We start from the raw sequence: 26,215 nt of genomic DNA, 5'->3' as shown, positions 1-26,215 counted from the left end.
TCCGTAGAATTCTAGACAACCCTATATATTTCCGCCCTACGTGCCTTATGCGCAGGCCTTATATATTCTTTGGAGAGCTTTGTTTTCCTCTGTCGCCGTCATTGTACGCACGAAAGATCGCCCGGTCTTTCTCGCACGTGCCCTGCAGAACATCGCCGAGCAACGGTATACGCAATACACCGTGTACGTGGTCGATGACGGCGGAAATCAGGAAGAATCGCAGCAGATTATTGACCGTAGCCCGGTTGCGGCGCAGACCGTTCTTCTTCATGCTGCGGGCGGCAATATGGAAGCGGCTTCTAACCTGGGTGTGCGCTCCAGTGAGTCTACCTATATCGCCATTCATGACGACGATGACCTGTGGGATCCCCAATTCCTGGAACGTACCGTCGCAACCCTTGATGAGACCGGTGCCGATATGTGCGTGGTACGGATTATCGAGCGTTTTGAGCAGCAAACCGAGGACGGTTTTATTGTTCTGAACGAATGCACCTTTCACGAAGATCTACCCGCCATGGGGCTACAGTTCCTATTCCGTACCAATCGCGCGGTTCCGATCGGCGTGCTGTACCGCCGCACCCTGCACGAGAAGGTGGGGTATTTTGATGAGGAACTTCCCGTGGTGGGCGACTGGGAATTCAATATGCGCGCCGCCATGGCCGGTGAGGTTCAGCTTCTGGACGAGCCGCTGGCGTACTGGTGTAAACGCCCCGATGCGACGGGTTCTGCCGCCAACAGCGTGAGCCACGAGCAGCAGCATCGTATTTTTGATGCGCAGGTGCGCGCCAACGCGATCCGTGAAGATCTTGCCGCCGGGGCGCATATCGGGCCCTACCTTTACCAGGCGCACCTGACGAACGAACTTGACGGCCGTCTATTGGAAACTCTAGAGGCGCTTCAAGACGTTCAGGAACGTTTGGAACGTCTCGAAAATATGCAGCAGGAACAGTGTGAGCGGCTGCACCGCATGGAGCGGGCGATGTCGTGGAGTGGCAAACTTTCGCGTTTGCGTGCCGTTTTTTCGCCTAAAGATTCATCAAGCAAATAAGGTACGCATATGACTCGTGTTCTTGTTGTCGGCGATATTGGCCAGCCCGTCTACCATGTGGGGGACGAGGCCATGACGATCAGCACCGCCGAATACCTGGCGGATGCAGGAATGCAGGTTATTTTAGCAACCCGTGACGCCGATCAGAGCAAGCGTTATCTGGGGGGCAGAGGTTTGTCTGCATACGAATATATGCCGTTTTTGCTGTTCCCGTGGACACCCGCCGAGCGCGAGATCACGTTGGAACGCCTCGAAGAGTTTCTGGTGGGCGGCGTTATGCCGGATCTGCCCGATTTTTGCCCGTCAGCGCAGCATATACGCGATTTTGCAGAGGGTATTCAATCGGTGGATGCGGTCGTCATTTCCGGCGGCGGCAACCTGAATTCGCGCTACGGCTGGCTGCTGTATGAGCGCGCCGCTATCGCACTGGTGGCGCAGTATGCGAAGATTCCGGTCTTTGTCTCCGGGCAGTCGATTGGTCCCGTACTTTCCCCGCGCGATGAGGAAGTTCTGCTGCGTATGCTGCGTTCGGCAGCCTCGGTTGCAGTGCGCGAGCGCAGCTCCTACGAGTGGTGCCGCGAGCACGATCTTAAGGCGCTTGAGGGTGTGGACGATGCCAGCGACTACCGGGCACATACCCCCGAGATAACGCTCGACTATGCCGATGCGCGGGTTGAGGTTCCTGATCTTCCCGAGCGTTATGTGTGCGTGACGGTGCACGAGGTTTCGGGGAGCAAAGTACACGAACTAGCCGCTTTATTAGACAAGATTTACTCCGAGTATGGGCTGGCGGCGGTCTTCCTGGGGCATATGGGCGACCCGGCGTCGGAGGGCGGGCGCACCGGTGACTACAAGGCGCATGAGCTGGTTGCCGCATCCATGAAATCCCCTGCAACAGTGATACCGATTCTGCACGCGGATGCGACGGTGCGCATCCATCAGGGTGCCGCGCTGAATATCACCGACCGGTACCATCCCGCGGTCTTTAGCCTTAGCGCCGGTATTCCTGCGGTTGCGCTGGTGCCCGATGCGTTTACTGAGATGCGGATTTGCGGGGTCATGGGGCATTACGGGATGCAGAATTTTATGACTCCGCTTCATATGCTCGGCACCGACATTCCCGAGAAGCTCATTGCGTCTGCGCTCTCGCTCAGCAGGGGGCAACGCCAAGAGCTGCGGGTGCAGCATGAGGCAGTGACCGCGCTGCTTCACGCGTGGCGTGAGTATATTGCGGCCTCTGTGCGCGGGGAGAGGCAGGCGCATATGCCGGAGGGTATTTCTGTGGCTGCGGCGGTTCCCGCCCTGGAACCGTCCCTAGAGGCGATTAACAATGCGGTGCGTGAGCTTTTGCTGAAGACTTCGCTGGCCGAGGGTACCGAGTGGGCACTTTCGGATCGCATGCACTCATGGGAGGCGCATATGCGGGGTGAGTTTGAGCGTGCCGAGGATGAGCTGCAGGCGTTGAAGCGTTCGCGGATGGTGCGGGCGGCGCATCGTACCAGTCGGCAGGTGCAGGCGATGCGGCATATCGGGAGCCGGTTCCGGTAGCCTTATCGCCTCTAACCTCTTTTAAAAAGAGCCTTATCAGGCATGAGAAGTCTCGCTTTATGTCGAATAAAGAGCCTTTTGATGCATATCATCCGAAGGCGCAAAAGACCCGCAGCGGCACAATTTCAGGGCGGGTAGACTAGAACTATGGCACACGCATCCCTGAAAGAACAGTCCTTAAACTATGTCCGCGCCGGGGCTCACCGCGTTCGGGCGGGATTTTTTCAGTCTATTCAGATCACGATTGCTTCGATGGGGGCGTATCTTTTTGCGGAGCGTGTGCTGGGGCATGAGGAACCTATTTTTGCGGCGGTCGCGGCGCTGGTGTCGCTCGGGTACGTGAGCGGCTCTACCCATTCGCGGCGCATCCTAGAGGTTTCGTTCGGGGTGAGCCTGGGCATTCTGATTGGCGATCTGTTTTTGCAGATGCTCGGGCGCGGCATCTGGCAGGCCACACTTGCCCTGTTTATTTCGGTACTTCTGGCCAGGTTCTTGGATAACGGCATTATTTTTACGATTCAGCTCAGTTTTCAGGCCTGCCTGGTGATTCTGCTACCGCCAACCTCGGATCTGCCGTTTACCCGCAGTCTTGACGGCGTGATCGGTGGTGTTGCGGCGTTCCTCATGATGTTTTTGATGCCCAAAGACCCGCGAAGTGGGTCACGTCAGCGTGCCGAGGCTCTTATGAGCGCTTTCTCGGATGTCTTCTTTCTGGCGGCAAAGGCGATTCGCCGGTACAACTACGATCAGGCGTATCAGAGCCTGCAGGATTCGCGTAAACTTCAGCCGCTGTATGAGGCGAGTAAGAATGATTTGGTGACGGCGCGCGGTATGGCGCAGCTTTCGTGGGCGGGAAAGAAGACTCGAATCGAACTTGATCGGCTGGCGCAGACCCTCGGGGCTATCGATTTGGCGATTCGCAACACCCGCGTGTTTAACAGGCGCATGGCATCCACGATTGCGCATGTGCAGCTGCGCCCGAAGGCCCTTGAAACGCTTTCGGCGGCGCTCGAAGAACTGGCGCTTGCCGCCCAGAGTACGGGACTGGGCATGTATTCCAGTACCGAACATGAGCGTGAACACTATATGGAGGTTGCCCGCGAGCGCCTGATTTCTCTCGCCGAGACCCTGGAGCCGAAGCATTTGGGGGTAGAGACCTTCGAGGGCGAGTCGTTGGTGCTTATGCTGAGGCTTATAACCGTGGATATGTTAGAGGCTACAGGTATGGATCATGAGGATGCGTCCGCCATGCTGGTGCCGCTGGGCGAGGCCGTGACGGAGCATGCGCCGCGTACTTCCGAGATTCCGATTGTGCAGGCTGATGTTGCGGGCGCTCAGGAGGAGGATTTGCGCACCCGCACCGTTAATATCATGCTGCGCGATGAAGACCTCGAAGAGGGGCTGGGGTAGGTCTTTCCTGCTCGTATCGTATGGCTGATGGTGTGCGTCTAATCCCCGTGGAACCCGCCCATAAGACCCTACCGTAGGACCCGCGAGCAGATAATATTTCGGCGAGCAGACAACGAATTGCTGTCTGCTCGCCGAAATACTATCTGCTCGCGGTTCACGTCGCGATGTGCGGCAGTTATTTATCCTGCGGGAAAAGCAGGTTCAGCGCCTCGCCTAAGGTGGCGACCTCGCGCACGGTCACCCCATCGGGCACCTGCCCCACGCCCGTTGGGGATGCGGGCACCAGCACATGCGTGAACCCCAGCCTGCCAACCTCGGCAATACGCTGGCGAATACCCGGCACGGCACGCACCTCCCCGGCCAGGCCGACCTCGCCAAACACCGCGAGTTTACGCGGCAGCGGCTTATTCTGCGCGGCCGATGCCAGCGCCATCACGCACGCCAGATCGGCGGCGGGCTCGGCGATTTTAGCGCCTCCCACCGTGGAAACATAGCAGTCGAGTTTGCCCACGTTCAGCCCGGCACGGCGCTGCAAAACCGCCAAAAGCATCTGGATGCGCGCCGATTCCAACCCCGCCACCGTGCGCCTGGGCGCAGGTGCCACCGCTTGATCCAACAGCGCCTGGACTTCGGCCAAAAGCGGGCGGCGCCCCTCCATCGTCACGGTCACGCAGGTTCCCGCCACCGGATGCGGCGTGCGCGAAACGAACATGCCGGACGGGTCGAGCACGGGCGCAATCCCGTCCTCGTGCATATCGAAACAGCCGACCTCATCGGTGGGTCCGTACCGGTTTTTGATGGCGCGCAGCATACGAATATTGGAGTGTTTATCACCCTCGAACTGGCACACCACATCGACCAGGTGTTCCAGCAGGCGCGGCCCGGCGATCGTGCCTTCCTTGGTCACATGCCCCACCAGCAGGGTGCACATATTGCGTGCTTTCGCGGCGGCAATCAGTGATGCGGCAACCTCGCGTACCTGCGTAACACCCCCGGCGCTGCCCTCAACATCTGCGGACGCAAGGGTCTGCACCGAGTCGATCACCAGCATCGCCGGGTCTACCTGCTCAATATGCGCCAGCGCGGTTCCCAGGTCGGTTTCACTCGTCAAATACAGGGTATCGGCGACGGCGTGGATGCGGTCCGCACGCAGCTTAACCTGCGCGGCGGATTCCTCACCGGTCACGTACAGCACGTCGCGGGTTTTCGCGCGGGCACGCTCAGCGGCGGGGGTTCGCGGGGTGTATCCGCGCGCGAAGGTGGCGGCAACATCCAACAGCAGGGTAGATTTGCCCACGCCGGGTTCGCCAGCCATCAGAATCACGGCACCGGGCACCAGTCCCCCGCCAAGTACCCGGTCGAATTCGGGGTTGCCGGTGCTCATATAGGCGGCGACGGTCGAGTCTACTTCGCCGATCACCTGCGCCGGTTTCTGCACGCTGGATGCGGTACGGGTGCGCGCCACGGTACCCCCGGCGGCTTCCTCAACAGACCCCCAGGTTTGGCACTCACCGCATCGACCCACCCATTTGGCGGTGGTCCAGCCGCATTCGGTACAGCGGTAGGCGGGGGTTCCTTTAGTGGTTTTTGTGCGTGCAGCCATGGTTTTTATTGTACGGGCGACCCTGACGTTTTAAACACCTAGATCGTCAAAAGCCGAAGAAGAGAATATCGGGGTGGGGCGCGCACAAAGGCGGTGACACAGGCTAAAACGATACAATATATTCCGTGCAGACAGATTACAGTGAACTCCTCCTGAAGACCATTGCGCAGATCGCCCCCGGCACCGAGCTGCGTGAAGGGTTAGAACGCATCCTCCGGGGGCGCACAGGCGCACTCATCGTGCTCGGTTCAGACCGCACCGTCACGGGGCTCTCCTCCGGCGGGTTCACCATCGACACCGAATTTTCTGCCACCCGCCTGCGTGAGCTCGCCAAGATGGATGGCGCGATCATCTGTGACCGCGACGCCACCCGCCTGCTCATGGCGGCGGTACAGCTCATGCCGGATGCAACCATCGACACCAACGAATCCGGAACACGCCACCGCACCGCCGAACGCATGGCAATCCAGACGGGCTTCCCGGTGATCTCGGTTAGCGCCTCTATGTCCGTCATTTCGGTGTATGTGGACGGCACCCGGTACACGGTCGAAGACACCCAATACCTGATGGCACGCGCCAACCAGGCAATCCAGACCCTTGAGAGCTATAAGAAACGCCTCAACAAGGTGCTTTCCACGCTGTCCGCACTCGAAATCGAATCACACGTTACGCTCAGTGATGTCGCTATCACCCTGCAGCGCATGGAGATGGTGCGGCGTATTATCTCTGAAGTCAGTCACTATGTGCTTGAACTCGGTGTGAACGGTCGCCTGGTGGCACTTCAGCTTGAAGAGCTCCGCAGCCCCGATATGGCGGGTATCGACGTTATTCTGCACGACTACCTGCCGCGACCCACCGCGCAAAGCATCTCCATCGCAACTCGGGCTCTACGCGACCTTACCGACATGGATATTGTGGACCTCACTATGATCGCCCAGGCCGCAGGGTTCGGCGATTACGAACTCGACACTCCCCTGCAGCCGCGCGGCTACCGCTTGCTTGACGGCATCGCCACTATTCCGAACACAATTGCCGAACGCCTCGTTGAACGATTCGGCACTTTGCAGGCGCTCATGGCCGCATCCTTGGAAGATCTGCGTGATGTTGATGGCATAGGCGAGCATCGTGCCCGCACCGTGCGCGAATCGCTCTCCCGTATGGCGGAAAGCAGCCTCGAAAAATACCTCTAACATTAGCCGGGTACGGTCCGAAGAACACCAGCCGCCCGATAGAAAGAGCCTTTATTTCAATAAAGCATTAAAACCCTCTTTATTGAAATAAAGGCTCTTTCTATACGTCTTTTATATATTCCCGCAGGGAAATACCGTGGGCGCTATTTCAACAGGAAGTTCACTCGCTGCGAGGTCACCCCGTTCACGGTAGCCGTCACCCAATATGTGCCCTTCGCCGTATTCTTCAGCGCATTACACCCGGAGGTATTGAGCTTACGATCCCACGCAATATCGCTGGCGGCTTCCTTGCCCGCAGGAATCTCGGTCTTCTTCGTGGGAGTGGGCGTGCACTTCGCAGACGAATACACCTGGGTATCGCCCGATGTAATGTTGATCTCCACACCCTCAGCAACCTTCTCGCCGCCAATAAAGCAGGGATTACCCGCAGAATTCGTGTACACCACATGGAATGACGGCATTTCACCGGGCGCATACTGCTTCTTTGAAGGCTCGACCGTCACCTTTAGATCCTTGGCATTGCACAGAGCCACGGCTGGCGTTGCGGATGCGCTCGCCGACCCGGACGGAGTTGCACTGCCGGATACCGCGGGAGTCCCAGAAACAGACGGGGTTGCCGATGCGTTCGGGCTGCCGGATGCTGAACCGCTCACCGACCCCGAAGGCGCAACCGTAGAAGGTGTGGGGCGCGCGCTAAAATTCTGGAAAGGTTCGCCGGTGGCTGTCGCCTCTGCGGCGACATCGTCTTGAGGCCCCTTATTAATCTGGTTCACTAGGGTGGTAATACCAACAATGCCAACCAGCAAAACAAGAATAAGCACTACCACGGCAACGATACGACGGCGGCGGTATACTTCGGGGGGTAATTCGGGACCAAGTTCAGACATACCGTTAAGAATAACGGTTTTTTGGGTGTCGTGCATGCAAAACCATATATATAAGCTACATAGAATAGATAAAAATACATTGCCTGTATATTGTGGGTCAATTGGCACCCGACACCCAATATCACCTACCCTAGAAACAGTAATACATTACAACGCAAGCAATTATTGCCATGTTCAATTTACAAAACTCACACGAACTACACCACCGCATAAATACTTGGTACCAGCATCATGCCCGCGATCTGCCGTGGCGCCGTGCCGACTGCACGGCCTGGGGTGTGATGGTGAGCGAATTCATGCTGCAGCAGACCCCTGTGAACCGCGTGCTTCCCGTTTGGGAAGAGTGGATGCGCCGCTGGCCCACGCCCGCATCACTCGCCGCCGAAGACAGTGCGGAGGCGGTGCGCGCCTGGGGTCGTCTGGGCTACCCGCGCCGCGCCCAACGACTGCACGGCGCGGCGGTCGCTATTACGAAGCATCATGACGGCGAGGTTCCGGCGGATTATGACGAACTTCTTGAGCTTCCCGGCGTGGGGGCATACACCGCGGCAGCGATTACGGTCTTCGCCTTCGGCAGACGCGCCACCGTTATCGACACTAATATCCGCCGGGTGCACGCCCGCGCCGTCATGGGCAAGGCGCTGCCCCATAAGCATTTGAACGTCGCCGAAACGACCCTTGCCGAAGAGCTGATGCCGCAGAATACTGCCGTCTCCTGCGTGTGGAACGCCTCTGTTATGGAGCTGGGCGCACTCGTATGCGTCGCCAAGAATCCACGCTGCGAACAGTGCCCTCTTGAGGATATCTGCGCGTGGGTGAAGGCGGGAAAGCCACAGGCCGAGTATACGCCTACGGGGCAGAGCTGGCACGGCACCGACCGGCAGCTGCGCGGTGCCATGATGGCGGTTCTGCGCGCCGCGCACGCACCGGTGCCGCGGGAACTTCTAACGGACTTCTCCACCGATATTACTGTTCCCGATGCCCTGAAGGTTCCGGTGCAGGATTTACGCAAACTCGACTCGTCCCAAGAACAAATCGATCGATGCTACAGCGGGCTTCTGAAAGATAAACTTGCGAAAGAGCGTAAGGACAGAGTTTCGCTTTAGATTTTGGCCTTTTATGCACTATTCCCCAACTCACGATAAACCCCGAAAAAAATATTGTTTTCACCTGAAATCTTTGGAAAAATGGAGAAAACATTCTGGAAAGCTCATTTCTTCGTGAAGGAGGACTCCATGAAAATAGCGGTCATAGGGGCGAGCGGCACCATCGGCTCGAAAATTGCCGCCGAACTGGAAAAACGCGGTCACGAGGTAGTGCCGATCAGCCGCTCACACGGGGTAGATGTTTCATCGCTCGCAGATTTAAGCGCGGCGCTGACCGGAGTGGATGTTGTGATCGACGCGATTAACAACATGATCATGAGCAGCAAAAAGGCGCAGACAGCCTTTATCAGCACCTCCAGCAATATCGCGCAGGCGGCTGATAACGATGTGAAGCACATCGTCTGCGTCTCGATCGCCGGAGTAGAAAACCCGGCGGTTAGCCGCGGATACGGCTACTATGCGGGCAAGGCGGCGCAGGAGAAAACCTATCAGGATTCCGCCGTAGACACCGTTATTATTCGTTCGACGCAGTGGTTTGAGCTTCTTGACCCCATTGTTCAGCAGGTTACGGTGGGGCCGATCTCGGTGCTGCCGACCATGAAAATGGCGCCTATTCCTGCGGATGCTGCAGCACATTTGGTATGCGATGTTGCCGACGGTTCCGAGAAGGTACCGGGCACGGGCATCGTCTCGATTCGCGGCGAAGAAGAAGGAACAACGACGGAGTTCGTAAAGCGTCTTCTCACGGCACGCGGCGAGGTCGGCGGCAAAACGCCGAAGGTGGTGCGGCAGCTGCCGTATTTCGGTTCCGCTATTGCCAAGGGCGGGTTGATTCCCGATCCCGCAAATCACACCGTTTCCACCACGCTTGAGGAGTGGCTGGCAAGCCTGTAGCGGTTTCGATACTGCGCGAACCGATGCGGTCTTCGTATATACGAAGACCGCATCATCGCGTTAAGCGCTCATACACCTATGCGCCCTTATGCTCAAGAAACCCGATAAGCCTGTCGAGCAGGTCTTGCAGCTGTTCACGCTCTTGTGAAGTGAATTCGGCGCTCATGGCACGCTCGACGGCGCGAACCTTCTCGTCGGCCTGAACAACCAGTTCTTCGCCCGCATCGGTGAGGGTCACGATATTCACGCGGCTATGAACTTCTGAGGGCACGCGGGTAATCAGGCTTTTCGCATCCAGACGGGCAAGAATGGTGGCCATCGTCTGCGGGGTTACCGCTGCGGCACGCGCCAGCTGCGCCGCCGACTGCCCGGGCACATAGTAGAGCGAGGTCATGGCGGCATACTGTGCGACGCTCAGATCGTACTCGCGCAGAACCTTAGATTTGACCGACATCATCGCCTGCTCGGCGCGTTTAATCGACGACCCTATGCGCGACCGGGTTTCGGCGAGATAGGCTTCTTGCCCCTGTCCCGGCTGCGGAGGGTATTTTACAGACTGCTGTGATTTTTCCGATGATGCGGGCATGTACTAAGCATACTATCCCCCGGCTCCGTCTCGCTTTGTTATCCACCAACATACATACTTATCAGAAGCGCAGCGATATTGGGAGGGGTACAGCAATAATTATCAGAAGCACGGCAAAAACACCCTGCACAACTAAGGCTTGTCCCCGAACCCTCACGCAAAGGATTCGGGGACAAGCCTTAGTTAGTACCTCCCGCAGGATTGCCTACAGGGGAAAGCCGCTAGTCAGATGCCCCTCCGGTAATCTGCTCGGCTTCTTCCACGGCAGATTCCGCCATCTTATTGACGGTCTCCAGGGGTAAATCCCGCATCTGCTGCGAGGAGAAGACGAACTTCGCATCGTCGCCTTCACCCTCGACACCCACAGTAATCTTCTCGCCGGGCTTGATCTCACCGAAGAGGATCTTCTCGGAGAGAGCATCCTCAATATTACGCTGCATTTCGCGGCGCAGCGGGCGAGCACCCATTGCCGGGTCGTAACCCTTCGAGGCCATAAGAACCTTCGCGGCGTCCGTAAGCTCGATCGACATTTCCTGATCTGCCAGGCGCTTTGCCAACCGGCCCACGAAGAGATCCACGATCTGCAGAATCTCGTTCTCGGAAAGCTGCGGGAACACGATAATATCGTCCACACGGTTCAGGAACTCGGGGCGGAAGTGCTCCTTGAGGTTCTCCATCACGCGAGCCTGCATGCGCTCGTAATCGGCATCGCCGTGATCCATCGCCTGGAAGCCCACGGGAACGCGACGGTTCACATCGCGCGAGCCGAGGTTCGTGGTCATAATGATCACGGTGTTCTTGAAGTCCACCACACGACCCTGCGAGTCGGTCAGGCGACCATCTTCAAGAATCTGCAGCAGCGAGTTGAAGAGATCGGTGTGAGCCTTCTCGACCTCGTCGAAGAGCACCACCGAGAACGGCTTGCGGCGCACCTTCTCGGTCAGCTGACCGCCCTCGTCGTAACCCACGTATCCGGGAGGCGCACCGAAGAGTCGAGACACGGTGTGCTTCTCCTGGTATTCGGACATATCCAGGGTAATCAGGGCGTCTTCATCGCCGAAGAGGAACTCTGCCAGAGCCTTCGCAAGCTCGGTCTTACCAACACCGGTTGGACCAGCGAAGATAAACGAGCCACCGGGGCGGCGCGGATCCTTCAGACCGGCACGGGTGCGGCGAATCGCACGGGAGAGAGCCTTGATAGCGTTGTCTTGACCGATCACGCGCTTGTGCAGCTCGTCCTCCATCTTGATCAGACGCGAGGACTCTTCCTCGGTGATCTTGTACACCGGAACACCGGTTGAGGATGCGAGCACCTCAGAGATAACCTCGGGGGTCACCTCGCCGAAAGCATCGCCGTTTTCGCGCCAAGCCTTCTCAGCCTCAGCCTTCTCGGCGAGTACCTTCTGCTCCTGATCGCGCAGCGCGGCGGCCTTCTCGTAATCCTGGCCCTTGATAGCATCTTCTTTCTGCGTGCGCAGCTTCGACGCCTTCTCGTCAAGAATCTTAATCTCGGGCGGGGCGGTCATCCGCTTGATGCGCAGGCGAGCACCTGCCTCATCAATCAGGTCAACGGCTTTATCCGGCAAGAAGCGGTCGGAAATATAGCGTGCCGCTAAGTTCACGGCAGCCTCGATCGACTCGTCGGTAATGGTTACGCGGTGGTGAGCCTCATACTTATCGCGCACACCCTTGAGAATCTGCACGGCGAGCTCTTGGGAAGGCTCGTCCACCTGAATTGGCTGGAAGCGGCGTTCCAAGGCGGCGTCCTTCTCAATGTGCTTGCGGTACTCGTCCAAGGTGGTGGCACCAATGGTCTGCAGCTCACCGCGAGCCAGCATCGGCTTTAGGATGGAGGCAGCGTCGATAGCGCCCTCTGCGGCACCGGCACCGACAAGGGTGTGAATCTCGTCGATGAACAGGATAATGTCGCCGCGGGTGCGAATCTCTTTGAGCACCTTCTTGAGGCGTTCCTCAAAGTCACCGCGGTACCGGGAGCCCGCAACCAAGGAACCCAAATCCAGGGTGTACAGGTGCTTATCTTTGAGAGTTTCGGGAACATCGCCGTGTACGATGGCCTGCGCCAAGCCCTCAACAACGGCGGTTTTGCCGACACCAGGTTCACCGATAAGCACGGGGTTGTTCTTGGTGCGGCGTGAGAGAACCTGCATCACGCGTTCCATCTCGTGGTGACGACCAATCACCGGGTCAAGCTGACCCTCGCGTGCGGCGGCGGTAAGGTTACGCCCAAACTGATCGAGAATTGTTGAGCCCGCCGGGGTGCCCTCGCGGGAGTTGCCCGCGCCCACACCGGCGGTTTCCTTATTCTCGCTGTTTCCGGGGTATCCGGAAATAAGATCCATCACGGCCTGGCGAACCTCGGCACCCTGCACGCCTACTTTAGAGAGAACCTGGTTTGCCACGCCTTCGGAGGCGCGCACCATGCCCAGCAGAATATGTTCGGTGCCGATATAACCGTGGTTAAGCTGAATGGCCTCGCGCATGGAAAGTTCGAGGACCTTCTTGGCGCGCGGGGTGAAGGGAATGTGACCGCTTGGCGCCTGGGGGCTGGGGCCCACAATGCTTTGCACCTGTTCGCGCACGGCATTCAGGGTAACCCCGAGGGACTCAAGAGCACGGGCACCGATGCCCTCGCCCTCGTGAATCAGCCCGAGCAGCAGATGCTCGGTGCCGATGTAATTGTGGTTGAGCATGCGTGCTTCTTCTTGGGCAAGCACCACAACGCGCCGAGCTCGGTCGGTAAAGCGTTCAAACATTGCGCACTCCTTGGAAATTTTGCTTGATACTAGATTACGTGGAAAAGCGCGGCTACGGTGCACTGTTCGCCATCAAGAGAACGTCTGTGTCGCTATTTTTCGGGGAGCCTTTTACCGAGCCAAAACCGGGATGCGCATCGGGCGTTTCTCGACGGTCATAAACATTTTCATGAAACTTTTATCGGGCTCTATCAGAAGACCTAATATCGCTTTAGCTTATAGCAACACTAATGCACCTCCGCGCCCTTTACTAAAACGTTATAATTCTGCTTCGGCATTTAGATTCTTAGGAGACATTCTTGAGGATTGCTCTCATAAGATAACGGGGATTCCATAAACACCAAGAAAAGGCCCGGGGCGATACCCGCCACGTGATTACCTAAATACATATCATGAGGCTAATAAAAAAGCCTGAAGATGATAGCTCTTCTCATGAAGGGCTTTTTCTAAAACCTCGTTATACAGAAGGCGGGATAACACTTGATGTGTCATCCCGCCGTCGGCAGATGAAATACCATCACAGAATTAGCGATGGTATCAATACTATTTACTTACCTTCTGCCTTCATAGCTGCGTAGTAAGCATCCTGAATTTCCTGGTGGATGCGACCGCGGTCAGAAACTTCGTGACCGTTTTCGCGTGCCCACTTACGAATTGCAGCGGTTTCAGGGTTACGCTTCACCGGAGCGGAAGAGCCACGACCACCGCGGGAACCGCGCTGGGAGGCGCCTACCTGAACGCGACGACCCTTAGATGCGAACGGACGAATTGCGTCACGAAGACGAGCGGCATTAGCACTGGATAGGTCAATCTCGTAATGAGCTCCGTCGAGGCCGAATCGTACAGTCTCTTCTGCGGGACCACCATCGAGGTCGTCCTCAAGAATAATGCGCACCTTCTGTGCCATAGGGGTTTTCTCCTTAGTTTGGTTTATTGCTCCAACTATGAGTTTTTACACTGCACGTTGTCACACTCTCTAATTTATCTCCTTCATAATAACAGAAATAAATGACTAATGACTACCAACATAGAGAATTCTAAGGAATGACACAGAATAGTGTTGTCATTTAACGGTTATATTTATTGACGCTCCGTTTTATTACCCGTTTTATCAGTACCAAAAGGATTTACCGTTCCTTGTGAACCCTTTACCTTCTCATACCACTGTTGAGCGTCTTTTTCGACATCACGCTGTGCTGAACGTTCGGCGCGATCCGCCCGGTTAATCCAACGCAAAATGAAATATAACGCAATCCCGGCAAAAATAGGAGGCAGCAGCGCAATCAAAATCTCCATGAAAATCCCTCACAACCTTTCGTGCTGATGACAGCATACCCGATAGCGCAAAATGCCGCCCGATAACGCATACACGTTACGAACGGCATCTACGGTTTAACACGGTTTACAGACCTTTACGAAAGAAAAGCCTCGATCAAGCCCGAAATTACGACTCCGGTTTCATCAACGGGAACAAAATAGTTTCACGAATACCTGGCTGACGCACCACGGTTCCAGGGCGTTCAGGGTCCTGTTCACCCGCCAAAAGCATAATCAGACGGTCAACACCCAGCCCAAGACCGCCCATCGGCGGTGCACCGTGCTCTAGGGCGCGTAAGAAGTCCTCATCAAGTTCCATCGCCTCGTCATCGCCCGCAGCGGCCTTATGGGACTGCTCGGTTAAACGCTCGCGCTGAATCACAGGATCGATCAGCTCAGAGAACGCGGTACCGCGCTCCATACCGCCAATAATCAGATCCCACGCCTCAATCGTGCGGGAACCATCGCGGTTTGGCCGCGCCAAAGGCTGGGCGCTCGGCGGGTAGTTATATACAAAGGTCGGGTTCAGCAGTGTTGGCTCCACGATTTCGCCGAAAAGCTCAATCACAAGCTTCTCAGCATCCCAGGCGGGATCCACCTCAACCTCATGCTTGGCAGCGATCTCGCGCAGCGTCTCAGCGGGGGTGTCCGGGGTTATCTCAACGCCCACGGCCTCAGACAGTCCGGGGTAGACACTCAGCCACGCCCACTCGCCGCCCAGGTCGATCGTGCCGTCCTCAGTCTCAATCGCGGTAACCCCGAGCTCCTGTGCGCACGCAACGATAATCTCCTGCATACGCTCAGCCATAACATACTGATCAGCGTAGGCTTCGTAGCATTCCAGGGTTGTAAATTCGGGGCTATGCGTCGAATCCACGCCCTCGTTGCGGAATACGCGACCGATTTCGTAGACACGCTCAATACCGCCCACCACGGCACGCTTGAGCGGCAGCTCGGTAGCGATGCGCATCGTCATAGGCTGGTCGAAGGCATTCAGGTGGGTGCGGAACGGGCGAGCCGTCGCGCCGCCGTGCACCAGCTGCAGCACCGGTGTTTCCAGCTCAATATAGCCGTGATCTTCCAGCACGCGGCGCACGGTACGGGTAATCAGAGCGCGTTTTTTCACCAGGTCACGCGCCTCGGGGCGAACCATCAGGTCCAGGTAGCGGCGGCGCACCCGAGTTTCCTCGTTCAAATCCTTGTGCAGCACGGGCATGGGGCGAATCGACTTCGCGGCCATCCTCCACTCACGCACCATAATCGACAGTTCGCCGCGGCGAGAGACCACCACGCGGCCGGTTACATACACGTGATCGCCCAAATCCACCAGGGATTTCCAGTCGGCAAGCGACTGTTCGCCAACCTCATTGAGCGAGAGCATCGCCTGAATGCGGTCGCCATTCGTACCCGCCTGCAGGGATGCAAAGCAGAGTTTACCGGTATTGCGCACGAATACAACACGGCCCGGCACATGCACCACATGGTCGGTTTCATCCCCGGCGGTGAGCTCGCCGGACTCTAATTTCGGGTCGTATTGAGCGCGAATATCGGCGATATGATCCGGTTCGATGCGCTTGCCTTCGGCGTCCAGAAGCCCAACGGGGTATGCTTCACCTGCGGTCTCCAAGAACTTAGCGCGCTTCTCCAAGCGAATCTTCATCTGCTCGGACATATCTGCAATGGCCGGTGTGGCGCTCTGCTCGTTGCTCAAAAGGTACCTATCTCGTGTTTTAGGAGGTCAAATGTGACGGTTTGCTACAGCAAATCCATGTTGTCGATCAAGCGTGTGGAACCCACATATGCCGCAACTAGTGCGAGCACCCGCTCGGAATCGGCGGTCGGCGGCTGGAAATTGCTCGGATCCACAAGCTCCAGGTAGTCCAGGCGCACGCCTTCGGTCGAGTTAATACGGTCCCGTGCACTCTCTAGATCGATGCTCTCAAACCCGCGGTTCAGCGAGTTTTCGCGCATCAGTGCGAGGGTTCGGGAAATCACCAGCGCAGCCTCGCGTTCCTGCTCGCTCAGGAACTCATTCCGTGAGGAGAGAGCCAAGCCGTCGTCGTCACGCACAATAGCGACGGGACGCAGGGTAATGTCGTGGTTGAAGTCGTGAATCATGCGCTGCACGAGCAAAACCTGCTGGGCATCCTTCTGCCCGAAGTAAGCGTTCACCTCATGCGAGCCCGCGGCGGGGCGCACAATATTGAAGAGCTTATTCACGACGGTGAGCACGCCGTCGAAGTGGCCGGGGCGGGTGATTCCCTCAAATTTATTGCCCAGTTCGCCGCTGGAAATGCGAATAAGCGGCTCGCCTTCGGGATACATTTCATCCACGGAGGGCGCGAAGATAATATCAACGCCCGCATCGGCGGCGACCTGCGCATCCGTTTCCAGGGCGCGCGGGTATTTGTCATAGTCTTCGTTGGGACCGAATTGAAGCGGGTTAACAAAGATCGACGCCACCACAACATCGTTCTGTTCACTCGCGCGGCGCAAAAGCGTGGCGTGCCCTGCATGCAGAGCACCCATCGTAGGCACATACCCGAGCGTAGCGCTGCGGTACTGCACCTCGCCTTCCTGTTCGGCGGCTTCGGCACGGGCGCGCTCATCCAGCCGTTCCTGGGCGGCAGCAAGCGCCTCCGCAATAGCGGAGCGAAGCTCGGTAATAGTCGTGACGATGCGGGGCATCGAGGTCTCAGTCATGACGAGAACTCCTTATCGTCAGGCATCGCACCGGATTGACGCGTGCCCGTGGTGTGGGTTCGCAGGGTAGATTCAATCCGAGCCTTCTGGTCGTCGTTTATCGAGTTTCTATTATGCGCCCTAGATGCGGTTGCGCGCACCATGGCGGCATATGAGTCAGCGATATCCTGTGTTTTTTCGTGGTCGGTGTACTCTATCAGCGCATTAAGATGCGCATCCAGGGTACCTGCATCGCCGCGTGCCACGGGACCGGTTAGCGCGCCTTCGCCACTCGCAAGCGCGTTATCGACGGTCGCACGAACCAGCGGACCGAGGTAACGCGCCGGGTCTTCAATACCGATACTAGCAAGCATTTGCTGAGACTGTCCCAAAAGTGTGACGAGATGATTGGACGCATGCGCCAGTGCGGCGTGATAAAGCGCACGATCGGCTTCGGCAACGTGAACGGGCTCACCGCCCATTTCAACAACGAGCGCCTGGGCTATAGGGATAAAAGGCGCGGGCCCGGTCACGGCAAAGCTCGTACCGGTAAGGCGTTGTAAATCCAGGGATAAACCGGTGAAAGTCATGGCGGGGTGAATCGCCAAGCCGATAGCGCCCAATGTGGTTGCGGGAGCGAAAATATCGGTGCCGTGCCGCCCGGAGGTGTGCACAAGCAACTGCCCACTGGTTAGAGACCCGGAAGATGCCAAATACTCGATCAGACCAGCCAATTCATCGTCGGGGACAGCCAACAGCAGCAGCTCGCTGCGTTCGGCAATCTGTTCCACCTCAAGGAGCGGTACGCCGGGTAAGAGCACATCCGCCCGTTCTTGAGAAGCTTCGGAAACCGCATGCACGCCCACCAGGGAATGCCCGGCAGCGCGCAGGGCGGCACCGAGCACAGCGCCAACTTTACCGGCGCTGATAACGCCGATGCCGAGGCGTGCGGGTTTCAGATGATTCGTGGTCACACTCTTAAGTATATTAGGTACCGCAAAATCCGCGTGTTTTTCAGCGTTCACCAGGTGCGTCGAAAATTATGGCGGATTTCAGCGGGGGAATTATGCCGAAGGCGATGTGTAATAGGCCCGGGTACCGTCAGTGCGGGCGATGATCTCGGCGGCAATGCGTTCGGCATCGTGCGCCTCTAGGTTCTGGACGGCGGGTTTGACCGGCCCCGGAACGCTGCCCAAATGTATGCACGCGGTTTTGAGGATGCGATTGAGCGGCCCCTGCGACCATTGCACCGCGAGCACCTGCCGTTCGGGGACTACCGAGAGGAACCGCAGCAGGCAGCCGCCACGCAGCAAGAGAAGATCCCGGGTGGGGGCGTGTTCCGAATGGTGCGGGTCGGCTTCAGCTTTCGCATGTTCGGTATTCACCCGCGCGAAGCCGTCACGCCGGAAGGTGAGCGGGTTAAGCCAGCGTGTTCGGCGCGGTGCCGTCACCACGCCTAACTCGCGGCTGTCGGCGGGGTTGTACCTTGATGATTCCATGACCGCCTGCACGATTTCGAGGCTGTGCGGTGAAACATTCGGCAGCAGCAGGTGAAGAAGCCGCTGCATTTCGCGGGTGGTACCCACGGGCAGGGCGGTGTTGCGGGTAAATAAGTCGTCGGATGAACCCTCCGTATTTACCGCCACGCCCGCAATATTGACCACCACCCGGTACCACCCGAAGGGCTTCCACAATAGAGGCTGCTCAATCTTGAGGGCTTGAATACGCTGCGGGAACAGGGTTTGCGTATGCGTTCCCGTGAAGCCATAGGTGATGCGCAGGCTTTCACCGCGCGCATCCGAAGTATTCTGGCGGATGCGCTCCACCGTGAAATTTGCTCCCTGATCGAAGCTGCTCCACAGCTGCCAAAGAAAACCAAGAATTGGAATCAGGGACGGAAAAATAAACTGCGATATCTGTCCCAACTCCTTTTGGGGGTTCATCAGCCACCCCACGATCGTAACGCTCACCCAGATAATCGCTACCGGAAGTGCCCACAACAATGCACTGAGCACGATAGCGGCAAGAACCCGCAAATTGGGGACTTTGAGGAGTAACCGTTCTGGCTTGTAGCCTGCTTCTGCCTGCTGCTCCCCTGCGAGGTTTACCTCGTGATCCTTCCCAGCCGGAGCATTCACAGCATCGGCGAACCCTGACCTATTGGCGGCACGCAGGGTACTCACCCTGCGCAGCAGGCGTTCCTGCAAATCCTGCGCCTTCGCATGCGAGAGGTATTTGATATGCAGGGCTTCTTCGGCACCGTCCGCAGCCTCAAGCCGAAGCTCGGACAGCCCCAAAATACGGGCGACAAGTGAGCGTGAAATATCGACGCTTTGCACGCTTTCCAGGCGAATCTGCCGCTGTTTCTTGAAAAATATTCCGCTGTGGCGGTATACCGAATGCGCGCTCACGCTGTAGCGGGTAAACGTCCACGAAAGAATACTTCCGCCAAAAATAAGGACCGCCGCAGCACCGTAGCCATACAGCATTACCGGGTTATGTCCAACGTGGTTTAGCAGATATTCGGGCAGCTGCCGCAGAATATTCCAGTAATCATTCTCGGCATTATTGTTGAAGGAATTCTTAATATAATCCCACGCGAGATAAATAATAAAAGCAAAGAAAACCCATATGTTCATGATGAACGTGCGCACATCGGTACGCCACCACGTGAGGGTTTCCGCAGCTTCACCCGGGGTTATATGGTGTTCAGAGGTGTTAGAAGACTCGACAGACCGCACGTCCTGGTTATTCGAGTTTCGGGGTTCCTGTGTCATTACAGCGCCGCCATGCGTTCATCGGCGCGGCGTATCAAAAGCTCGCGCAGCTGCTGCCCACGTTCAGTGGGAATACCGTACAGCGTCACCTTAGAAGCGGTCACCCCAGCGGTGCGGATCGTCAGACGCACCAGGTGATGAGCACGCTCCAAGGGACCGGAATCTACATCTACATACTGGATGCGCCCATACGGAATGGACGTCACATGCCGAAACAGCAACCCCTGGCGCGCCATCAGATGGTTGGGGCGCAGACTATAGCCCAGCGCTCGGGTGCGGCGCGGCAGCAGCGCCGCCCACCAGATGCCCCACACCACCAGGACAGCGGCGATCGCCCCAGTAAGAGCGGGCAGCCACGTGGTTTTGGGCAGAACATCGGAAGAACGCATCATCTCAAACATCACGGTCAACGCCGCAAAAACGCCTACCAGCGTGATAAAAAACCCTACGACCTGTATCAGCCGAATCTTGGTATACGAAGGATGCGCGCGCACCCACTCGCCCTCGGTCGCAGTCACCGAGCCCTCACCCTCGTGCGTAAAAGAAGCATCCTCAGCATGTGAAAGTTGTGACATACATACCCTCTATCGTCGATCGCTCGTGCGGGAATATCCGTCAGCGGCGAGCTTACCCGAATTCGAGCCGCCCGAAGACGAATTACCATCCGGATCGTCCGGCGGAATACGGCACAGATACTGCGCCCACAGCCCGCCCGCCAGCAGCAGCACGGCACCAACCAGATTCACCACAGTAGACCAGAAAAACCCGGGAATACCGCGAGCGCTCGCCAGCGCTACATCGTAGACAATAAGCCCGAGCATCCAGCCCGCCAGCAGCGCCCCGGTCAAAATCGCGCCCTGCGCACACGCCAAAGTACGCGCAGCCATGAGAGAGTTCATGGATTTCGCTTTGCGCCGGGTCTCAACATTGCGAAAACGCGCCACCTGAAACGCAAACCAGAGCGTAATACCCGCTATTACCACGCAAATCAGTGCCACCACAGGCGACATCGCGAGCTCACCGCCGCCAGCGTTCACCACCAGATTATTCAGGATCGTTGCAGCAATAAGCCCCAGTGCCACGGCACACGCAATAACGGATATTCGGATGGGCTTCATACGCCCTCGCTTTCAGCACCACTATCAAATAGGTTCTTGGGCAAATTCATGTCTCGCATAAATCGTACCGCGTTAACCCCTGCGCGTTCATCGGCTGCGCGTACCCTGCGAGCTAAATCAGCAACGAGATGCCGCGTCTGTTCGCCCGTAGCGGCATCACGAGAGGGTATTACCGCCTGCGGGTTTGCCTGCTCCCACGGAACCAGCACGAAAGCGCGCTCATGCGCACGCGGATGCGGCAACGTCAGAGCCGGGTCGTCGCTGATAAGGTCGTCATAGGTAATAACGTCAATATCGAGAGTGCGCGGACCCCATCGCACAAGCCGCACCCGGTGGTGATGCGCCTCCACCTGCTGGCACAGCGCTAACAGCGCGTAGGGGTCAAGGCTTGTGCGCATTTCAAGGACGGCGTTGATATAGTCCGGCTGGTCGGCGGGGCCGCCTACCGGTTCCGTCACGTACAGCCCGGAGGCACGCACTAGCCGCACTGCACCCCCGCTAAGATGCACTAGGTCGGCGGCGGCCTGCTCTAGGGTGGTTTCGCTCTCGCCCAGGTTTGACCCCAGGGCCAGCACCGCCGTATGCGCTAACGCGTCCATGCCGGGCGCGGGGTGCGATTGGTTCGCGTTCGGCACATTACCCACGCGCGCATGCACCCTTTCCGCCCTGAATCTGCGTGCCTTCACGCTCCCGGAATACGGTCACTGCCACGTTCCCGAAGGTCACCTCAATCGGGGCCTTCGGTTTATTGACGGTCACCTCAAGCGCATGCACATACGCGCATTCGTCCAGAATGTTCTGGGCGATCCGCACGGCAAGAGTCTCAATCAGATCGAGGGACTCCCCCACAATATGCGTGCGGATAATCTCGGCAACTTCCGCATAGTTCGTGGTTTGGGAGAGGTCATCGGTTGCGGCAGCCTGCGTGAAGTCGGTGTATAAAACCGTATCTACCACGAAGGGCTGACCTTCACGTTTCTCAAAATCAAGCGCTCCGTGAAAACCCACGGCGGCAACACCGGTTAGGGTAATGCGGTCGCAGGAGGCATAGGCGTGCGCTGGGTTCGGCATGGTGTTCCTTAGCTGATGTGAATACTGGTACATAATTTTAGGTCTGTTTGGTGCGGGTAACAGTGCGTAAAGTATTTGCCACGGTCACGGCATCCACCGTGGGGGGCACATTGTGCACGCGAATCCCCCACACTCCCTGGGCCGCCACGAGCGCAGAGAGAGCGGCGGATGCGGCATCACGGTCTTCGGGGGCGCGTGCTGGCGGCTCCTGGTCGGGCAGGGTGTTCGCGCCCGCGGCGGGGTTCTGGGTTTTGGTGCGCGCCGCATCCGCAGCGTTCAGTGCATTCGCCAGAAAACGTTTACGCGAACCGGCGATTAGTACCCGATGTCCCAGCGTGTGTAGCTGCCCAAGGGCGGCGAGCAGTTCCCAATCCTGCATGCCGCCCTTCGCAAATCCCAGCCCGGGGTCAAGGATAATGTTCTCGGCATGAACCCCGGCGGAAACCAGGCGATCACGCAGGGCGGCGAGCTCGTCCAGCACCTCGGTGACGGTGCCGCGCGGGTAGGCGGCGAGCGCATCCATCGTGGTTGAGGTGCCGCGCGCGTGCATCAGAATATAGGGTACGCCCAGCTCAGCAACGGTCTGTATCATCTCATCGCTCACGCTCATGCCCGAAACGTCGTTAATGATGTGCGCCCCGGCGGCTACGGCGGCACGGGCGGTCGCTGCGTTCATGGTGTCTACGCTGATGGTGATACCGGTTTCGGCAAGCCCCTCGATCACGGGCAGGATGCGCCGAAGTTCCTCCTCAACACTGATGCGCACCGCACCGGGCCGGGTGGATTCGCCGCCCACATCAATAATGTCTGCGCCCTGCGCGATCATGCGTTGCGCGTGGGTGAGAGCGTCGTTCGCGGTGTAGTGTTCGCCGCCGTCGCTCATAGAATCGGGGGTGACGTTCAGGATTCCCATCACCAGGGTATGCTCTGCGGCTGCGGCGTCGCAGGGCAGGTGTGCGGGGGGCTGCGGGCTCATCATTGCGTGCATGATTTAATCCTAACGGATGCACGCCTTGCCACCTTCGTGCCACGAGCAGGTGGTATTTGGCCCGAGCAGTGTCGGAAAATCCTAACCTGTCGGCGAACAACAACCTTCTCGCAACCGGATTTAATATTGCATGATTTATGCGCATTTTTTCATGCAGGGCGTAGCGGGGGTATGCTGGGTTATATGACTATAGAGTTCTGTACGGCTACGGTGCCGGGCGGAATGTAACGCATCGTAGAGACTGACGGTTTTGGAGGTTCAGATGAATCTGAAAGTTGGCGCCTGGATTCTTGGCTTTATCGCTCTTGCGGCGTTTATCACGGTTGTTCTGGCGAATGGACTTACCGCCGTGCGCTGGGTCGCGTTCGGTGTCGCAACCTGCGCAGGGTTCCTCTCCCTGGGTATGGTCGTAACCCTAGCCCTCGGCTGGGATGACCCCACGGGAAAGAAAGCCGAATCTCACTAGTTTTATCTCGTGCAGAGGCGTTCCGCTAGGATTAAGCCATGCCGGATGCCCTCACGATTCGACCCGCCACCCCCTACGATGCGCAGGCAATAGCGCGCATCCGTGTTCAGGGGTGGCGGTTTGCATATCAGGGTTTAATATCTCAGGACTACCTCGATTCGCTCAGCGTCGCCAAAGACACCGAGCGGATGCGCGGGTACCTCAGCCAGTTTCCCCAGAACTCGCCACCCAGCAGGTCAGCTTCCGTGCAAAGTTCGGACGGTGAAAAACGGTCATTTATGCTCGCGGTACGCGACGATGCGGTGCTAGGGTTCTGCCGTTTCTGCGCGGCACCGAACAATGCTGACCGCGTCGAAAGGGCTACTCCGGGCGGGGCGATGGTCGGAAGACTCCACTCACTCTACATAGACCCGAGTGCCCTCGGGCAGGGTATTGGGCACACCCTCATGAACCATGCGCTCAGCACCTTTGCCGCATGGGGATGTGAGCACGCGAATCTCTGGGTTTTGGAGGGAAATTCCCGCGCCATCAGCTTCTACGAACGGCAAGGCTGGCATCGCACGGGCGACACAAAGGTGGACCAGTCCTTTGGGCTGTGTCTGGTTGAGCACGAAATGGCGGTGCAGCTTTAAAAGACATATTCGCTTGAACCCTACCTATGTTGCGCTCGCCGCCGCTATCGACGTTTCACCGTGAGCGGCTTATCTGTGGTACTGAACCCTGTACACTGTAAATACCCCTGCGGCTATACCCCCGCGTCTCACGTTCCTATTGTTTAGTCGCGTGAGGGGTTTATAGCGGAAAGGGGGTGAGGGTCGGATGTCGAAGGACAAACGCGAAACCGCCCGGACGATCGTGCGACTTGTTGACGCAGGTTCACGATTCATCGAGGCGGTCGCTAAGTTAGTCGACGCTATTAGCCGCTGGCTAGTATAACGTCCTCACAGGGTGGGCACTCAGAGTTTTAGCGGACCTGGGTGCTCACTCGTATTGCTACTACCTTACCCTATATCGCGCGCATGCTCCACCCTCTGCAATTATCTACACTTCCAGATACACGTATAGAAACAAACAAAACTGCTTTGTAAGAAATTGGAGGCAGAATAAAATGTCTATTCCTCGGGAAGAACTATACACATACCGCGTCGAATGGTCTGAAGAAGACCAAGAATTTGTGGGAACCGTTGCAGAGTTTCCTAGTCTCTCTTGCCTAGCTGATAGCTCTTTGGAGGCTTTATCCGGAATTCAGCAGGTAGTGCTCCAGGCTATCGACATCTTGGAGGAAGAAGGAAAACCGGTGCCAGAACCCTATCGCTTACGACAGTTCTCGGGACGCTTTAACCTGCGGGTATCCCCACAGTTACATCGTAAACTCAGCCAGCAGGCAGCATTTGCACATCAGAGCCTTAACCAATATGTCTCACATGCATTAGAAGCAGCCGCATAAACGCATAAAACAGCATCTGTAGCAGGAATGTCCATCTTGCGAGGCAGATCATAGCTTCACCCAGGCAGGATGCCTCGTTTCAGGCGGGTATACTCGTTAGCGCTCATGCGCTCGCCTTTCTGAAGGGACCCGTTAGCTTTGGGAGTGAGGCTCCTGAGATTCTGCGGAGTCATGATCGCCGAACGACTAGAATGCTCATAAGCATAGGTCGTGAAGATCCAGTCTGCGAGCTCGCGCGCATCCCGGGAGTTAAACCCCAGCCCATAACGCGGTTCAGGGTTCGTGAGCACGGATTGAATTTGCCGATACCAAGCACCGCGGCTGCGCATCACAAGCCAGAATCCGGGTTCGCTTTCCTGTTCATCGCGCAGATAACGCGCCAGACGGTATAACACCAATTGGGCACTGAAGTCCGAATAGACATTCTGTAAATCTTCAACCCCACTCACCCACGATGAACGAAACGGATACAACTCCACGTTGCAGGTACGCAGATTCTTAACAGTCTGATGCACATAATCGCCCAAAGTTCCCGCACGGTAGCGTCTAAGGAGCAGCTTACGAAAGGCCTCATAATACTGGCCATCAACGTCATTGACCAGAAGCGCTGAATCATAATTACGCAGATAATAACGCTCTGTGCGGGTAAAAGATTCTTGATCGGTTATATCAGGTCCAATAATGTTTTTGAGTTCGCGGTACAGAATATTTTCAGGGCACATCACGTGATTTAGTACGTCCTCCGGCGTAAGGTCGTAACCCTGTGTCTTGGTGTTATAAAAAGCAGAAAAGTTGAGGGTGCGATCCGAGTGTTTGTTGTTCCGTTCGTGAAAATCGCGGACACTCTGTGCTAGGTCTAAAGAGCTGTCGATGCTTGGGTTGAACAGGCAGTGCATCAGCCGGGCGTTCACCCAACGACCATGCACATGCTGCGGAATAGCGTAGGCTAGCGACTGCACAAGTCGCATCAGCCGTTCAGGCCTCACCCACGCAAAACCTTCCTCTGCTGCGCATGGCCTCTCCCCCACACCCATCGCGGCACAAAACTCTTCTATCTTCCGGTCCCCGCCCCTCCCGGGTAACCACGGCGAACCTAGTGCGGCCTCTAGATGGTTTTGATCGGAAATTCTGCCCGCATCATCAGTCTCATCTGCCCACGCAAGGAATTCGGGCAGGATTCTAGGGGGTCTCATATACATCCTTGTAAAAACAAATATTTCTAGGTTAGTAGCGCCGGAGTTTAATGCGAACAGGTGGTTTTTGACCGAAAAGGTAGGATTTTCCTACCTGCTCGGGTCAAAAA

Annotated in this window: 25 protein-coding genes; 9 read left to right on the top strand and 16 right to left on the bottom strand. The window is 57.2% G+C overall.

Annotated elements, in window-relative coordinates:
- Positions 1-79 precede the first annotated feature (79 nt).
- From HMPREF2804_RS01790 to HMPREF2804_RS01780, 3 genes are all read left to right on the top strand, one after another.
- On the top strand, positions 80-1,048 hold the full coding sequence (locus HMPREF2804_RS01790; protein WP_246824093.1) for a glycosyltransferase family 2 protein: 969 nt from the start codon (positions 80-82) through the stop codon (positions 1,046-1,048).
- A gap of 9 nt (positions 1,049-1,057) precedes the next feature.
- Positions 1,058-2,596 (top strand): polysaccharide pyruvyl transferase family protein, encoded by a 1,539-nt coding sequence (locus tag HMPREF2804_RS01785; RefSeq protein WP_070627009.1) that lies wholly within the window; start codon positions 1,058-1,060, stop codon positions 2,594-2,596.
- A 147-nt stretch (positions 2,597-2,743) separates the two neighbouring features.
- Entirely contained in the window at positions 2,744-4,006 is a 1,263-nt protein-coding gene (locus HMPREF2804_RS01780; RefSeq protein WP_070627008.1) for an FUSC family protein, read from the top strand.
- Between the two features lie 175 nt (positions 4,007-4,181).
- On the opposite strand, the gene radA is transcribed toward HMPREF2804_RS01780, so the two are convergent.
- Positions 4,182-5,609, bottom strand: a complete 1,428-nt coding sequence (radA, locus tag HMPREF2804_RS01775) for a DNA repair protein RadA (protein WP_070627007.1) — start codon at positions 5,607-5,609, stop codon at positions 4,182-4,184.
- Positions 5,610-5,725: 116 nt separating this feature from the next.
- On the opposite strand from radA, the gene disA reads away from it, so the two are divergent.
- Positions 5,726-6,799, top strand: coding sequence for a DNA integrity scanning diadenylate cyclase DisA (gene disA / locus HMPREF2804_RS01770; RefSeq protein ID WP_172461389.1), 1,074 nt, complete (start codon positions 5,726-5,728; stop codon positions 6,797-6,799).
- A 143-nt stretch (positions 6,800-6,942) separates the two neighbouring features.
- On the opposite strand, the gene HMPREF2804_RS01765 is transcribed toward disA, so the two are convergent.
- Complete coding sequence (locus HMPREF2804_RS01765; protein WP_048755017.1) at positions 6,943-7,722, bottom strand: hypothetical protein; 780 nt, start codon at positions 7,720-7,722, stop codon at positions 6,943-6,945.
- 134 nt (positions 7,723-7,856) lie between these two features.
- On the opposite strand from HMPREF2804_RS01765, the gene HMPREF2804_RS01760 reads away from it, so the two are divergent.
- Together HMPREF2804_RS01760 and HMPREF2804_RS01755 are read left to right on the top strand one after the other, a co-directional pair.
- Positions 7,857-8,792: an HhH-GPD family protein gene (locus HMPREF2804_RS01760; RefSeq protein ID WP_048755018.1), complete on the top strand. Its 936-nt coding sequence runs from the start codon at positions 7,857-7,859 to the stop codon at positions 8,790-8,792.
- A 129-nt stretch (positions 8,793-8,921) separates the two neighbouring features.
- A complete protein-coding gene (locus HMPREF2804_RS01755; protein WP_070627006.1) occupies positions 8,922-9,686 on the top strand; it encodes an SDR family oxidoreductase in 765 nt (254 codons plus the stop codon).
- Positions 9,687-9,762: 76 nt separating this feature from the next.
- Here the strand turns inward: HMPREF2804_RS01755 and HMPREF2804_RS01750 are convergent, their stop codons facing one another.
- The 13 genes from HMPREF2804_RS01750 to folP form a co-directional block, all read right to left on the bottom strand.
- Positions 9,763-10,272, bottom strand: a complete 510-nt coding sequence (locus HMPREF2804_RS01750; protein WP_048753175.1) for a MarR family winged helix-turn-helix transcriptional regulator — start codon at positions 10,270-10,272, stop codon at positions 9,763-9,765.
- 221 nt (positions 10,273-10,493) lie between these two features.
- Positions 10,494-13,046 (bottom strand): ATP-dependent Clp protease ATP-binding subunit, encoded by a 2,553-nt coding sequence (locus HMPREF2804_RS01745; RefSeq protein WP_070627005.1) that lies wholly within the window; start codon positions 13,044-13,046, stop codon positions 10,494-10,496.
- Positions 13,047-13,593: 547 nt separating this feature from the next.
- The gene (locus HMPREF2804_RS01740; protein ID WP_004005751.1) at positions 13,594-13,953 is read right to left on the bottom strand and encodes a histone-like nucleoid-structuring protein Lsr2; all 360 of its coding nucleotides are present in this window, start codon (positions 13,951-13,953) and stop codon (positions 13,594-13,596) included.
- Positions 13,954-14,126: 173 nt separating this feature from the next.
- Positions 14,127-14,342 (bottom strand): hypothetical protein, encoded by a 216-nt coding sequence (locus tag HMPREF2804_RS01735; RefSeq protein ID WP_004005752.1) that lies wholly within the window; start codon positions 14,340-14,342, stop codon positions 14,127-14,129.
- 148 nt (positions 14,343-14,490) lie between these two features.
- Positions 14,491-16,023, bottom strand: a complete 1,533-nt coding sequence (lysS, locus tag HMPREF2804_RS01730; protein ID WP_238382396.1) for a lysine--tRNA ligase — start codon at positions 16,021-16,023, stop codon at positions 14,491-14,493.
- Between the two features lie 95 nt (positions 16,024-16,118).
- A complete protein-coding gene (gene panC, locus HMPREF2804_RS01725; RefSeq protein WP_070534761.1) occupies positions 16,119-17,066 on the bottom strand; it encodes a pantoate--beta-alanine ligase in 948 nt (315 codons plus the stop codon).
- Positions 17,063-18,019 carry a Rossmann-like and DUF2520 domain-containing protein gene (locus HMPREF2804_RS01720; protein ID WP_070627015.1) on the bottom strand — a complete coding sequence of 319 codons (957 nt, stop codon included), beginning with the start codon at positions 18,017-18,019 and terminating at the stop codon, positions 17,063-17,065. The genes panC and HMPREF2804_RS01720 overlap by 4 nt, the downstream gene beginning before the upstream one ends.
- Before the next feature lie 90 nt (positions 18,020-18,109).
- A complete protein-coding gene (locus HMPREF2804_RS01715) occupies positions 18,110-19,822 on the bottom strand; it encodes a PH domain-containing protein (protein ID WP_246824092.1) in 1,713 nt (570 codons plus the stop codon).
- Complete coding sequence (locus tag HMPREF2804_RS01710) at positions 19,822-20,397, bottom strand: PH domain-containing protein (protein ID WP_246824091.1); 576 nt, start codon at positions 20,395-20,397, stop codon at positions 19,822-19,824. Before HMPREF2804_RS01710 ends, HMPREF2804_RS01715 begins: the two co-directional genes overlap by 1 nt.
- Before the next feature lie 9 nt (positions 20,398-20,406).
- Entirely contained in the window at positions 20,407-20,940 is a 534-nt protein-coding gene (locus HMPREF2804_RS01705; protein WP_070627004.1) for a DUF3180 domain-containing protein, read from the bottom strand.
- Positions 20,937-21,539, bottom strand: a complete 603-nt coding sequence (folK, locus tag HMPREF2804_RS01700; protein WP_070627012.1) for a 2-amino-4-hydroxy-6-hydroxymethyldihydropteridine diphosphokinase — start codon at positions 21,537-21,539, stop codon at positions 20,937-20,939. The genes HMPREF2804_RS01705 and folK overlap by 4 nt, the downstream gene beginning before the upstream one ends.
- Before the next feature lie 37 nt (positions 21,540-21,576).
- Positions 21,577-22,011, bottom strand: coding sequence for a dihydroneopterin aldolase (gene folB / locus HMPREF2804_RS01695; RefSeq protein WP_070627003.1), 435 nt, complete (start codon positions 22,009-22,011; stop codon positions 21,577-21,579).
- A 37-nt stretch (positions 22,012-22,048) separates the two neighbouring features.
- Positions 22,049-22,999 (bottom strand): dihydropteroate synthase, encoded by a 951-nt coding sequence (gene folP / locus HMPREF2804_RS01690; RefSeq protein WP_070627002.1) that lies wholly within the window; start codon positions 22,997-22,999, stop codon positions 22,049-22,051.
- A gap of 262 nt (positions 23,000-23,261) precedes the next feature.
- Between folP and HMPREF2804_RS01685 the strand changes: the two genes are divergently transcribed.
- The 3 genes from HMPREF2804_RS01685 (at position 23,262) to HMPREF2804_RS01675 (ending at position 24,912) form a co-directional block, all read left to right on the top strand.
- Positions 23,262-23,465: a hypothetical protein gene (locus HMPREF2804_RS01685; protein ID WP_048778830.1), complete on the top strand. Its 204-nt coding sequence runs from the start codon at positions 23,262-23,264 to the stop codon at positions 23,463-23,465.
- Between the two features lie 38 nt (positions 23,466-23,503).
- On the top strand, positions 23,504-24,097 hold the full coding sequence (locus tag HMPREF2804_RS01680) for a GNAT family N-acetyltransferase (protein ID WP_070627001.1): 594 nt from the start codon (positions 23,504-23,506) through the stop codon (positions 24,095-24,097).
- Positions 24,098-24,573: 476 nt separating this feature from the next.
- The gene (locus tag HMPREF2804_RS01675) at positions 24,574-24,912 is read left to right on the top strand and encodes a type II toxin-antitoxin system HicB family antitoxin (RefSeq protein WP_070627000.1); all 339 of its coding nucleotides are present in this window, start codon (positions 24,574-24,576) and stop codon (positions 24,910-24,912) included.
- A gap of 56 nt (positions 24,913-24,968) precedes the next feature.
- Here HMPREF2804_RS01675 and HMPREF2804_RS01670 read toward each other — a convergent pair whose 3' ends face one another.
- Complete coding sequence (locus HMPREF2804_RS01670; RefSeq protein ID WP_141750923.1) at positions 24,969-26,105, bottom strand: hypothetical protein; 1,137 nt, start codon at positions 26,103-26,105, stop codon at positions 24,969-24,971.
- Between the last annotated feature and the right edge of the window lie 110 nt (positions 26,106-26,215).

The organism is Rothia sp. HMSC065G12 (assembly GCF_001811455.1).
GTDB classification, from domain to species: domain Bacteria; phylum Actinomycetota; class Actinomycetes; order Actinomycetales; family Micrococcaceae; genus Rothia; species Rothia dentocariosa.
Note: the sequence above shows the minus strand (reverse complement) of the source record. Positions and strands in the feature narration are given on the sequence as shown.

Coding starts and splice junctions, on each gene's coding strand:
- HMPREF2804_RS01680 (WP_070627001.1), top strand. CDS start 23,504: ATGCCGGATGCCCTCACGATTCGACCCGCCACCCCCTACGATGCGCAG.
- HMPREF2804_RS01765 (WP_048755017.1), bottom strand. CDS start 7,722: ATGCACGACACCCAAAAAACCGTTATTCTTAACGGTATGTCTGAACTT.
- HMPREF2804_RS01755 (WP_070627006.1), top strand. CDS start 8,922: ATGAAAATAGCGGTCATAGGGGCGAGCGGCACCATCGGCTCGAAAATT.
- HMPREF2804_RS01745 (WP_070627005.1), bottom strand. CDS start 13,046: ATGTTTGAACGCTTTACCGACCGAGCTCGGCGCGTTGTGGTGCTTGCC.
- HMPREF2804_RS01760 (WP_048755018.1), top strand. CDS start 7,857: ATGTTCAATTTACAAAACTCACACGAACTACACCACCGCATAAATACT.
- lysS (WP_238382396.1), bottom strand. CDS start 16,023: ATGAAGATTCGCTTGGAGAAGCGCGCTAAGTTCTTGGAGACCGCAGGT.
- HMPREF2804_RS01715 (WP_246824092.1), bottom strand. CDS start 19,822: ATGACACAGGAACCCCGAAACTCGAATAACCAGGACGTGCGGTCTGTC.
- HMPREF2804_RS01750 (WP_048753175.1), bottom strand. CDS start 10,272: ATGCCCGCATCATCGGAAAAATCACAGCAGTCTGTAAAATACCCTCCG.
- HMPREF2804_RS01740 (WP_004005751.1), bottom strand. CDS start 13,953: ATGGCACAGAAGGTGCGCATTATTCTTGAGGACGACCTCGATGGTGGT.
- HMPREF2804_RS01735 (WP_004005752.1), bottom strand. CDS start 14,342: ATGGAGATTTTGATTGCGCTGCTGCCTCCTATTTTTGCCGGGATTGCG.
- HMPREF2804_RS01705 (WP_070627004.1), bottom strand. CDS start 20,940: ATGAAGCCCATCCGAATATCCGTTATTGCGTGTGCCGTGGCACTGGGG.
- radA (WP_070627007.1), bottom strand. CDS start 5,609: ATGGCTGCACGCACAAAAACCACTAAAGGAACCCCCGCCTACCGCTGT.
- folK (WP_070627012.1), bottom strand. CDS start 21,539: ATGGACGCGTTAGCGCATACGGCGGTGCTGGCCCTGGGGTCAAACCTG.
- HMPREF2804_RS01685 (WP_048778830.1), top strand. CDS start 23,262: ATGAATCTGAAAGTTGGCGCCTGGATTCTTGGCTTTATCGCTCTTGCG.
- HMPREF2804_RS01670 (WP_141750923.1), bottom strand. CDS start 26,105: ATGAGACCCCCTAGAATCCTGCCCGAATTCCTTGCGTGGGCAGATGAG.
- folP (WP_070627002.1), bottom strand. CDS start 22,999: ATGCACGCAATGATGAGCCCGCAGCCCCCCGCACACCTGCCCTGCGAC.
- panC (WP_070534761.1), bottom strand. CDS start 17,066: ATGACTGAGACCTCGATGCCCCGCATCGTCACGACTATTACCGAGCTT.
- HMPREF2804_RS01675 (WP_070627000.1), top strand. CDS start 24,574: ATGTCTATTCCTCGGGAAGAACTATACACATACCGCGTCGAATGGTCT.
- HMPREF2804_RS01780 (WP_070627008.1), top strand. CDS start 2,744: ATGGCACACGCATCCCTGAAAGAACAGTCCTTAAACTATGTCCGCGCC.
- HMPREF2804_RS01785 (WP_070627009.1), top strand. CDS start 1,058: ATGACTCGTGTTCTTGTTGTCGGCGATATTGGCCAGCCCGTCTACCAT.
- HMPREF2804_RS01710 (WP_246824091.1), bottom strand. CDS start 20,397: ATGTCACAACTTTCACATGCTGAGGATGCTTCTTTTACGCACGAGGGT.
- folB (WP_070627003.1), bottom strand. CDS start 22,011: ATGCCGAACCCAGCGCACGCCTATGCCTCCTGCGACCGCATTACCCTA.